The 10,415-nt window shown below is 72.1% G+C and carries 8 protein-coding genes; 4 read left to right on the top strand and 4 right to left on the bottom strand.

Going from position 1 to position 10,415, the window contains the following annotated elements; all coding sequences use genetic code 11:
- Positions 1-86: 86 nt before the first annotated feature.
- Entirely contained in the window at positions 87-1,952 is a 1,866-nt protein-coding gene (locus MED15_RS23910; protein ID WP_112737028.1) for a glycerol-3-phosphate dehydrogenase/oxidase, read from the bottom strand.
- A 200-nt stretch (positions 1,953-2,152) separates the two neighbouring features.
- On the opposite strand from MED15_RS23910, the gene MED15_RS23915 reads away from it, so the two are divergent.
- The 3 genes from MED15_RS23915 (at position 2,153) to MED15_RS23925 (ending at position 6,065) form a co-directional block, all read left to right on the top strand.
- Complete coding sequence (locus tag MED15_RS23915; protein WP_112737029.1) at positions 2,153-4,732, top strand: S8 family serine peptidase; 2,580 nt, start codon at positions 2,153-2,155, stop codon at positions 4,730-4,732.
- A gap of 70 nt (positions 4,733-4,802) precedes the next feature.
- Complete coding sequence (locus MED15_RS23920) at positions 4,803-5,738, top strand: GNAT family N-acetyltransferase (RefSeq protein ID WP_112737031.1); 936 nt, start codon at positions 4,803-4,805, stop codon at positions 5,736-5,738.
- A 78-nt stretch (positions 5,739-5,816) separates the two neighbouring features.
- Positions 5,817-6,065, top strand: coding sequence for a hypothetical protein (locus MED15_RS23925; RefSeq protein WP_112589238.1), 249 nt, complete (start codon positions 5,817-5,819; stop codon positions 6,063-6,065).
- A gap of 56 nt (positions 6,066-6,121) precedes the next feature.
- On the opposite strand, the gene groL is transcribed toward MED15_RS23925, so the two are convergent.
- From groL to MED15_RS23940, 3 genes are all read right to left on the bottom strand, one after another.
- Entirely contained in the window at positions 6,122-7,744 is a 1,623-nt protein-coding gene (groL, locus tag MED15_RS23930) for a chaperonin GroEL (protein ID WP_030490078.1), read from the bottom strand.
- A gap of 272 nt (positions 7,745-8,016) precedes the next feature.
- Complete coding sequence (locus tag MED15_RS23935) at positions 8,017-9,189, bottom strand: hypothetical protein (RefSeq protein WP_112737033.1); 1,173 nt, start codon at positions 9,187-9,189, stop codon at positions 8,017-8,019.
- Between the two features lie 94 nt (positions 9,190-9,283).
- Complete coding sequence (locus MED15_RS23940) at positions 9,284-9,487, bottom strand: cold-shock protein (protein ID WP_091402914.1); 204 nt, start codon at positions 9,485-9,487, stop codon at positions 9,284-9,286.
- A gap of 324 nt (positions 9,488-9,811) precedes the next feature.
- Between MED15_RS23940 and MED15_RS23945 the strand changes: the two genes are divergently transcribed.
- On the top strand, positions 9,812-10,342 hold the full coding sequence (locus MED15_RS23945) for a GNAT family N-acetyltransferase (protein WP_112737035.1): 531 nt from the start codon (positions 9,812-9,814) through the stop codon (positions 10,340-10,342).
- Positions 10,343-10,415: the final 73 nt, after the last annotated feature.

Raw genomic sequence — 10,415 nt, forward strand, 5'->3', positions numbered from 1 at the left:
GCGGAAACCTACCCCACCGTAGGTAGCGTTCGAAACCACCATCCGGGCCGGTATCGATGGTTACCCATCGGTAACGTCGCAATTCGTCATCGAGCGGACGAGCGCAGCTCCGCCTGATCGTCGCCACCCCGGTCGGCCGCGTAACCCCGGACGTCCGGAGCACCGAGGCGGGCCGCGTCAGCCGCCGCGTCGTCCGGCATCAACTGGGACTGCCGCTCCGCCTCCACCCGGGCCCGGTAGTGCTCGACCTCGCGTGCCCGGGTGGCCGCGTCCCAACCGAGCACCGCCCCCATCAACTCGGCGGTGTGCTCCGCCGACTCCAGCCCCCGGTGGCTGGTCTCGAACGAGATCCGGGTCCGCCGGGTCAGCACGTCCTCCAGGTGCAACGCGCCCTCGGCCCGTGCCGCGTAGGCGACCTCCGCCGCCAGATACTCCGGAGCACCGGCCAGCGGAGACGCCAGCAGAGGATCAGCGTCGACAAGCGCCAGCAGGTCCAGGGTGAGGGTGCCGTACCGCTCCAGAAGGTGCTCCACCACGCCCACCGGCACGGCGTGCCGGCGCGCCAGATCAGCCCGGTCCCGCCACATGGCCGGGTAACCGTCGGCGCCGAGCAGCGGCAGGTCGGCCGTACGCGACGAGCGGGCGCCGCCGAGCCGGCGAGCGGCCCGGTCGACCACGTCGGACGCCATCACCCGGTACGTCGTGTACTTGCCGCCGGCGACCAGCAGCAGCCCGAGCATCGGCTCGAAGACCGCGTGCTCCCGGGAGAGCTTCGAGGTCGAGTCGGCCTCGCCGGCCAGCAGCGGCCGCAGCCCGGCGTACACCCCCTCGATGTCGGCGGTGGTCAGCGGCCGGTCCAGCACGGTGTTGACCTGCTGGAGGAGGTAGTCGATGTCGCGGGCCGAGGCCGCCGGGTGGGAACGGTCCAGCCGCCAGTCGGTGTCGGTGGTGCCGATGATCCAGTGCCCGCCCCACGGGATGACGAAGAGCACCGAACTCGCCGTACGCAGGATGAGCCCCGTCTCGCCGGTGATCGCCGAGCGGGGCACCACCAGGTGCACCCCCTTGGAGGCGCGCACCCGGACGCCGGGCCGCAGGCCAACGTCGTTGAGCATCCGGGACATGTCGTCGCTCCACACGCCGGTGGCGGCGATGACGGTGCGGGCCTGCACCTCGAACTCCGCGTCCGGCGAGCCCGGCGGCGCCTCCAGGTCCCGGACGCGGACACCGGTCACCTCACGCGCCTGCCGGATCAACCCGACGGCGCGGGCACTGCTCACCACCGTCGCGCCGAGGCTGGCCGCGGTGCGGGCCAGGGTGACCACCAGCCGGGCGTCGTCGACCTGCCCGTCGTAGTAGCGGATCGCTCCGGCCAGCGCGTCGGCCCGCAGACTCGGGAAGATCCGCCGGGCGCCCTCCCGGGTCAGGTGACGGTGCAGGGGCATGCCCCGGCCACCGCCGAAGATCCCGGCGAAGGCGTCGTACGCTGCCACCCCGGCGCCGTAGTACGAGCGGCGGAAGACACGGGCCGGCAGGTCCCGCAGGCCCCGCCCGGCCGGCAGCGGCACCATGATCGGCACCGGGCGCACCAGGTGCGGCGCGAGCCGGGTGGCCAGCAGGCCGCGCTCGGTGAGCGCCTCGTGAACCAGGTGGAACTCCAACTGCTCCAGATAACGCAGGCCACCGTGGATGAGTTTGCTGGACCGGCTGGAGGTCCCGGCGGCAAGGTCACGCGCCTCGACCAGCGCCACCTTCAGGCCACGGGACGCCGCGTCCAGGGCGGCACCGGCTCCGGTCACCCCGCCCCCGATGACCAGCACGTCGAAGCGCTCGGCACGCAGTCGACGCAGGTCGGACGCACGGCGGACCGGTGAGAGCTGACCGGCGACGGATCGGGAGACATTGGGGTCGCGCACCTGTCCACCGTAACCGTCGAGCCACCGTGTCGACATTCGCCGCCCGGCCCGCACCGCGCCGACCTGCTCCGAAGCGCACGACACGTCCCGCCACCCGATCCGGGCCCACCGATCGGAGATGTTGGACAGTTTCCGTCATCGCCTGACGGAAACTGTCCAAGATCTGCACGGTTCTTCGAAGCCCCGGAACCCGACGGTCGGGTCGAAACCCTTCGTCGTAGTCGTAAGGTTCTCGGATGCAAGGTCAACCTGCGCAACCCGGCTTCAGCGACCGCAGTTCCCCGTGGCCGGTGGTCGCAGCCGTGCTGGTCGGCTGCTGGACGGTTGCGGTCACAGTGGGCACCCAGACCGGTGGTTGGCTCGCCGATCAGGTGCTGCTGGGCTTCGGACGGGACCGGATCGGCTGGCTCTGGCCGGTGCTCGGCCTGGCCACCGTCGTGCTGGCCGGCACGCCCGCCCTGCTGCTGGCCCTCCTGCCCCGGTCGCGCGCGGTCCGGGCCACCGGGCGGGCCTGGTTGATCGGGGCACCCGCGCTCGGCGTGCTCACACTGCTGCGGGTCGTGCCGCCGGTGCACCATGAGGCGTACCTCGCCGCGCTGGCCGGCGCCGCGATGCTCTGCGCCCTCGCCGTGCGCTGGTCGGCGCGCCGGTGGGCGTACCCCGGGCTGGTTGGCCCGGTCGACGGCCCGGCACCCACCGGAGACGGCGACGCGACACGGCCCGAGGCCACCGGGAACGGCGACGCGACACGGCCCGAGGCCACCGGAGACGGCGACGCCACGCGGCCCGAGGTCAACGCGGAGCCGGTCGGACGGCGCGTGCGCCGGACCGGCCCGGTGCCGTTGCTCGCGGTCGCCGCCGGGTTGGCGCTGCTGCTGCCGTGGGCCTGGCTGGGCGCGCTCGGTGGCCTCCTGGAGACCGCGCTCGCGCTGCTGGCGGCCGCCGCGCTCGGGGTGCTGGCCGCGACTCTGCTGGACGCCCCCTTCTGGTCCCCGTTCGCGGTTGGGCGACCGCCTCGGCCGGCTCGGCTGGTGCTGGTGGGCGGCCTGGTCGCCGGGGTGGCGCTGCTGCTGCTCGCGGCCGGGACCGGGCAGTCCGGCGCGCAGTTGCCCGCCCTGCTGACACTGCCGCCGGTGGGTTTCGCGCTGGCCGCGCTCTGGGCCGCGACCTGGCGGCCCGCCGCCGATCCGACCGCCGCCGACCCGACCGAGGCCATCCGCGCCGGCCGAACGGCGACCGGCTGGCTCGTGGGCCTGGCCGCGCTCGGCCCGCTGGCCTTCACCGACCCGGAGGAGATCAGCCTGCTGCTGGTCGGCACCCGGGACATCCCGTTCTGGGTGGCGGCCGCCGCCGGCGTCGGGCTCGCCGTCGCGGTAGTGGTCGCCATCGGGTACGCGGTGCTGCTCGCCCGGCCGACGGCACGCACCCCGAACAGGCGGGTCGCCGCGGTGGCGGCCGTGGTGCTGCTGGTGGCGTTCGGGGTGGTCGACCTCGGCCCCGGCCAGCCGGGCCTGTACGGCGAGCGACTGTTCGTGGTGCTGCGTACGCAGGCCAACCTGAGCGATCTTCCGACCGCCGTGCCGGGTCGAGCGGGACGGGACGCCCGCGCGGCGGAGGTCTACCGGCGGCTGGTGACGACCGCCGAGCAGAGCCAGAGCGACCTGCTCCGGGGGTTGAACCGGCTGCGCCTCGACCCGGTGTCGTACTACCTGGTCAACGCGGTCGAGGTGGACGGCGGCCCGGCGGTGCGGGCCTGGCTCGCCCGCCGACCGGAGGTGGCGCGGGTGCTGGTCAGCCAGCGCCTGCGGCCGCTGCCGGCCCCGGCCGGGCAGAACCGGGGCACCGCACCCAGGCCCACCGGCCCGGAGTGGAACATCCGCCAGATCGGCGCCGACCGGGTGTGGTCCCAACTCCGGGTCACCGGCACGGGCATCGTGGTCGGCAGCTCCGATTCGGGGGTGGACGGCACCCATCCGGCGCTACGAGCCGGGTTCCGTGGTGGGGACGACTCCTGGTACGACCCGTGGGAGGACACCCGGAGCCCGACCGACCAGGGCGGGCACGGCACCCACACGGTGGGCAGCGCGGTCGGGCGGGACGGCATCGGGGTGGCACCGGACGCGCAGTGGGTGGGCTGCGTCAACCTGGACCGCAACCTGGGCAGCCCCGCGCACTACCTGGACTGTCTCCAGTTCATGTTGGCGCCCTTCCCTGCCGGCGGCGACCCGTTCACCGACGGCCGTCCGGAGCGCGCCCCCCAGGTGCTGACCAACTCGTGGGGCTGCCCGCCCATCGAGGGTTGCGACCAGCGCGTTCTGCGGCCGGCCACCGCCGCCCTCGACGCCGCCGGGATCTTCGTGGTCGCTGCGGCCGGTAACACCGGCCCGTGGTGCGCGTCGATCGACGATCCGCCCGCCCCGTACCCGGACGTGCTGACCGTGGGTGCGGTGGACTCTCAGCGGCGGGTCGCCGAGTTCTCCTCGCGGGGGCCGGTGCCGGGCGGCTCGGGTAAACCGGACGTGCTGGCGCCAGGGGTGGGGGTGGTGTCTGCCATGCCGGGCGGCACATACGCCGCGCTGGACGGCACGTCGATGGCGACCCCGCAGGTGGCCGGGGTGGTCGCTCTGATGTGGTCGGCGAACCCGGCGCTTGTCGGCGACGTGACCCGGACCCGGCAGATCCTTCGGGACACCGCCACGTCGGCGACCCCCACCTACCGCTCCGACAGCCCCTCCGACGCCTGCGGTGGTCCGTCGAACGTCACCGGTGCCGGTCAGGTTGACGCCTACGCCGCCGTTCGCGCCGCCCAGCAATAGGCAGGTTTCCTTCCTGAAGCGCTGAGCCGGGGGTGCGCGCCCGACAGTCGGTGATCTAGGGTCGGCCACCATGGACGCCGAGATCACCGTCACCGAGTTGACCGCCGACCTGCTCCCCAGCGTCGTACAGCTCTGCCAGCAGGCTCTGGACCTGCCCGAGGACGCCGCCGAGGCGGCTGCCATCGTGGACGTGCTCTGGACCCGGGCCACCGCCGACCGGCCGGTGGTCGGGCTGGGCGCGTACCGGGGCGCGGACCTGGTGGGGGTGCTGATCTGTTCGGTGTCGTCGACCGAGCCGGGGACCGGGCACGTGGATCTGGTGGCGGTCCCTGCGGATCAGCGGCGTCGGGGCGTCGGCCGGGCGCTGCTCCAGCGGGCCGAGCGGGTGCTCGCCGAGCGCGGGGCGACCGAGGTGCTGCTGGCCGGAAACCCGCCGTACTACGCGTGGCCGGGAATCGACGTCCGCTACACGCCGGCGGTCTGCGCCGCCCTCGCGCTCGGCTACCAGCAGGACCGGACCGCCTGGAACATGACCGCGGACCTGTCGTACGACGGGTCGCCGGCACTGCGGTCCACCGAGGCGACGGAGCGACGGCTGGCCGACCAGGGCGTCACCGTACGCCGGGCGGAGCCGGCTGACCTTCCGGCGCTGACCGCCTTCGCCCGGTCCACCTTCGGCGGGACGTGGGACGGCGAGTTGGCCGGGTCGGTGGGGCGCGCCGACGCCGGTTGCCACCTGGCGGAACGGGACGGCGAGGTGCTCGGCTTCGCCGCGTACGGGTCGTCCCGGCCGAGTTGGTTCGGGCCGATGGGCACCGCGCCGGCCGCGGAGGGGTCGGGCATCGGTGGGGTGCTGCTGCGGCGCTGCCTGCGCGACCAGCGGGCGGTAGGGCTGGATCGGGCACAGATCGGCTGGGTGGGACCGGTGCCGTTCTACTCAGGCAGCGCGGGAGCGCGGATCGAGCGGGTGTTCTTCCTGTACCGGCGAACCCTGTCCAGGGCATAACCGGGGCAAACAGGACATGGATCCATTCGCCCGCATCTGCCATCGACGCCCCCTACCGTTTCGGTAGAGGAGGCAGCCATGACCACGGATGACAACCAGACCGAGGACGGCACGCCGATCACCTGGAAACCGGTGGGCGAACTCCCCGGCCAACTGCCGTTCGACCGGCTCGACTACGGCGACGCCGAGCAACTGGCCGAGATGACCACCGATGGTGAGCCGTCGCTGGTCGAGGAACCGCAGGAGATGGTGGACGCGCCGATCCAACTGCCTCCGCCGTACAACCGGGCACAGAAGCGGCGCAACCAGCGCCCACTACCGACCTGACGACGAACGGGGCGGACCGCGTCAGCGGCCCGCCCCGTTCGGTGTCGGAACTGGACTCAGAAGTCCATGTCCCCGCCACCCGGGCCAGCCGGGGCAGCCGGGGTCTTCTCCGGCTTGTCCGCGACAACAGCCTCGGTGGTGAGGAAGAGCGCCGCGATGGAAGCGGCGTTCTGCAGCGCCGAGCGCGTCACCTTGGCCGGGTCGATGATGCCCGCGGCCAGCAGGTCGACGTACTCGCCGTTGGCGGCGTTCAGACCGTGACCCGCTTCGAGGTTACGGACCTTCTCCACCACGACGCCGCCCTCAAGGCCGGCGTTGACGGCGATCTGCCGCAGCGGGGCGTCGAGCGCGACCTTGACGATGTTCGCACCGGTCGCCTCGTCGCCGACCAGGTCGAGCTTGTCGAAGGCGGTCTTGCCGGCCTGGACCAGCGCGACGCCACCACCCGGGACGATGCCCTCCTCGACGGCGGCCTTCGCGTTGCGAACGGCGTCCTCGATGCGGTGCTTGCGCTCCTTGAGCTCGACCTCGGTGGCCGCGCCGACCTTGATCACCGCAACGCCGCCGGCCAGCTTGGCCAGCCGCTCCTGCAGCTTCTCCCGGTCGTAGTCGGAGTCGCTCTTGTCGATCTCGGCCCGGATCTGGTTGACCCGGCCCTGGATCTGCTCGGCGTCACCGGCACCGTCGACGATGGTGGTCTCGTCCTTGGTCACCACGACCTTGCGGGCGCGGCCCAGCATGTCGAGGCTGGCGGCGTCGAGCTTGAGGCCGACCTCCTCGCTGATGACCTGGCCACCGGCGAGGATGGCGATGTCGGTCAGCATGGCCTTACGGCGGTCACCGAAGCCCGGCGCCTTGACGGCGACCGACTTGAAGGTGCCACGGACCTTGTTGACGACCAGGGTGGCGAGGGCCTCGCCCTCCAGGTCCTCGGCGATGATCAGCAGCGGCTTGCCCGACTGCATGACCTTCTCCAGGATCGGGAGCAGGTCCTTCACCGACGAGATCTTGCTGTTGGCGATCAGGATGTACGGGTCGTCGAAGACGGCCTCCATACGCTCCGGGTCGGTCATGAAGTAGGCCGAGATGTAGCCCTTGTCGAAGCGCATACCCTCGGTGAGCTCCAGCTCGAGCCCGAAGGTGTTGCTCTCCTCGACGGTGATGACGCCTTCCTTGCCGACCTTGTCCATCGCCTCGGCGATGATCTCGCCGACGGTGCTGTCGCCAGCGGAGATGGAGGCGGTGGAGGCGATCTGCTCCTTGGTCTCGACGTCCTTGGCGAGCTTGGACAGCTCCTCCGAGACGCTCGCGACCGCGGCCTCGATGCCCCGCTTCAGGGCCATCGGGTTGGCGCCAGCGGCCACGTTGCGCAGGCCCTCGCGAACCAGGGCCTGGGCCAGGACGGTCGCCGTCGTCGTGCCGTCACCGGCAACGTCGTCGGTCTTCTTGGCGACCTCCTTGACCAGCTCAGCGCCGATCTTCTCGTACGGGTCCTCGAGCTCGATCTCCTTGGCGATGCTCACACCATCGTTGGTGATGGTGGGGGCACCCCACTTCTTCTCGAGCACGACGTTGCGGCCCTTGGGGCCGAGGGTCACCTTTACGGCGTCGGCGAGCTGGTTCATGCCCCGCTCGAGGCCGCGGCGCGCCTCTTCGTCGAACGCGATCATCTTGGCCATACGGCGTTGTCCTCCTGGACACTCACGGGCCACCCGAGATGTGTGCCCCGGATGGGCCGCCTGGTGTACGCACCTTGGGACGTCGCCACCTGGCGACGACGACGTCCTTCGGCCGGGCCGGATAGCCCGCGACGACCGGCCATGTGCCGCCCCGGCGTCTCCACGCCGGTGCAACCTGGCCCCACCGTCCCGACCATTGGCACTCACGGTATGCGAGTGCCAATGACTTGTTTAGCACTCTCCCCTGCCGAGTGCAAGCACGATGCCGCCGCTCAGCCGAGTTCCGTGGCCAGTCCAGCGGTGTTCACCGGCGCCTCATGGGCACGCTGCTCGGCGTACGTCACCAGCAGACCGATCATCTGAGCGAGGTGGGCCGGCAGGGCCAGCACGGCGGTGATCCCGATCACCACCACCGTCCCGGCGGCGGTACCCGCCGAGGAGAACGGGTCCGTTCCGAGCGCGGAGGTGCCGATCCCTTCCAGGCCACCGGGGATCAGGGTGCCGACGATCACCGCCACGGCCACCAGGGCCACCCGTCCGAGCAGCAGGCCGAGCCGGTCGTGGAACATCCGGAACGATCGACCGATCGGGTTGTGCCGTTCAAAGAGATAGACCGGGCCGGCCATGCTCAGCGCGAAGGCCAGGTAGATGCCCGGCAGCACGCAGAAACAGACACCGACGCCGATGAGCAGACTGACCACCAGGGTCCAGCCCCACAGCCCGAGGGCCCGACGCAGGCCGTAGCGCAGCGCGGACTCCAGGCTGGCCGGCTGACCGGCCGCCTGTTGGGTGATCACCCAGGTGCCGGCGGCCCACCCGACGGCCTGCACCAGCCCGACCACCAGGCTGCCGCCGACCAGCAGGACCAGGAGGCTCAGCAACTCGGCGGCGAAATTGTCCGGCAGCGCGGGGGCCGACGTCGATTCGGCCTGGGCGGCCCACTTCGCCGACGGGTCCAGCCCGAGGGAGACCACCGAGAGCACCGCCGCCGGCAGTACCTGGGTGAGCAGCATGATCGGCACCAACTGCCGCCAGCCCCGACGCAGTGCTCCCCCGCACCGGTTGAACCAGCCGCCGATGCCGGCACCGGGCGGCGTGACCAGGGCGTCGTTCGGGTCGAACCCGTAACCCGGCGGGTACCAGCCGACCGGCGGCCCCGGGTACCACGGCTGCCCGCCGTAGGGACCCGACCCGGGCGGGTAACCCCCGGTGGGCGGGAACGCCCAGCCCTGCGGCGGCGGGGCCGCACCCCAGGCACCCTGCGCGGGATCCCAGCCGGGCGGCGGACCGGCGGGGCCGGAGGGCGGGTCGGCCGGGGGCATGCCCGACCCCCAGCCGGGGGGCGGACCGGCGTGGCCGGGGCTGCCGGCGGGCGAGGACGGATCGGACGGGTCCGGCTCCCCCGACCCGGGGGACGAGTTGGGCGGGGGCGGCTGGTCGCTCATGAACGCTCCTCACATCGGCTGGAACGGTTCACGATCTTCCCGGCTGCGCGCCCCTGCCGCAGCCCCGACTCACGGGGCCGATCGGCCAGGAAGCTCAGCCGATGACGCGTACGTGCTCCGCCTGTGGGCCCTTCTGGCCCTGGGTGATCTCGAACTCGACCCGCTGACCGTCGTCCAGCGCCTTGTAACCGTCCATCTCGATCGCCGAGAAATGGACGAACACGTCCTGACCGCCGTCGACGGCGATGAAGCCGTAGCCCTTCTCGGCGTTGAACCACTTCACGGAGCCCTGTGCCACGGTGCACTTCCCTCACTCTGCGCGGCGTTGCCTGACTCGGCGCACGGCACGGCCGGGCGCCCCGGACCACCGACTCAGCGATCGATGACCGCCATTGAAGCAGGTGACCGAAATCGCACGCTACACGAGGCGTGACGGCCGCGCACTGCCACAAATCAGACACACTTCGGGGCGTCCCGACCGCGCTGATCGGCCGGGTTCCCAAGCCACCGGATTCGCCCGCGTCATTGCGAATGGAGGGAGGGTCGCAGGGCGGGCCCGAGATGACGGCGATCGGGCCCAGCTCGCGAAACGCCATCCCTGCCCTGTGGTAGGCATGCGGACATGACCACCGACATGGGCTCGCCGGCCCTGCGGCTCGCGGAGATCCGCCGGGTCCGGCCGGAGGACGCCGCCCGGATGCGGGCGCTGCGCCTGGAGATGCTGGCCGACGCGCCGTTGGCCTTCCTGGAGACCCTGGCGGACGCGGCGGCCCGACCGCACAACGAGTTCGCCGCCCGGGTCGCGTACACCTCGGCCGGTGCCGGTAACGCGCAGTTCGTCGCCGACCCGGGCGGCCGGCTGGTCGGGCACGCCGGTGGTACGACCCACCCGAACGAACCGGGGCTGACCGTGGTCTACGCCGTGTACGTCACGCCGGCCTGGCGCGGCAGTGGCCTGCTCGGCGAGCTGATCGACGGGGTGGCCGCCTGGTCGCGAGCCTGCGGCCGACCGGAGCTGCTGCTGGAGGTGGTGGTCGGCAACGACCGCGCCTACCGCGCCTACCAGCGCCTGGGCTTCAAGGACACCGGGGTACGAGTCCCCCACCCGAACATCCCAGCCCTGAACGAGCTACAGATGCGCAGACCCGCCTAGAACAGAGAACCATCCCAAGGCAGAACCACTCTGATGCCCCCAAAAAGCCGGCAGCGACGCCATGAGCGTGCCC

Source organism: Micromonospora noduli (assembly GCF_003264475.1).
Classification (GTDB): Bacteria; Actinomycetota; Actinomycetes; order Mycobacteriales; family Micromonosporaceae; genus Micromonospora; species Micromonospora noduli.

Bases quoted from the DNA above. Each gene is read 5' to 3' on its own strand.
- MED15_RS23915 (WP_112737029.1), top strand. From the start codon at position 2,153: ATGCAAGGTCAACCTGCGCAACCCGGCTTCAGCGACCGCAGTTCCCCG.
- MED15_RS23945 (WP_112737035.1), top strand. From the start codon at position 9,812: ATGACCACCGACATGGGCTCGCCGGCCCTGCGGCTCGCGGAGATCCGC.
- MED15_RS23910 (WP_112737028.1), bottom strand. From the start codon at position 1,952: ATGTCGACACGGTGGCTCGACGGTTACGGTGGACAGGTGCGCGACCCC.
- MED15_RS23920 (WP_112737031.1), top strand. From the start codon at position 4,803: ATGGACGCCGAGATCACCGTCACCGAGTTGACCGCCGACCTGCTCCCC.
- MED15_RS23935 (WP_112737033.1), bottom strand. From the start codon at position 9,189: ATGAGCGACCAGCCGCCCCCGCCCAACTCGTCCCCCGGGTCGGGGGAG.
- MED15_RS23925 (WP_112589238.1), top strand. From the start codon at position 5,817: ATGACCACGGATGACAACCAGACCGAGGACGGCACGCCGATCACCTGG.
- groL (WP_030490078.1), bottom strand. From the start codon at position 7,744: ATGGCCAAGATGATCGCGTTCGACGAAGAGGCGCGCCGCGGCCTCGAG.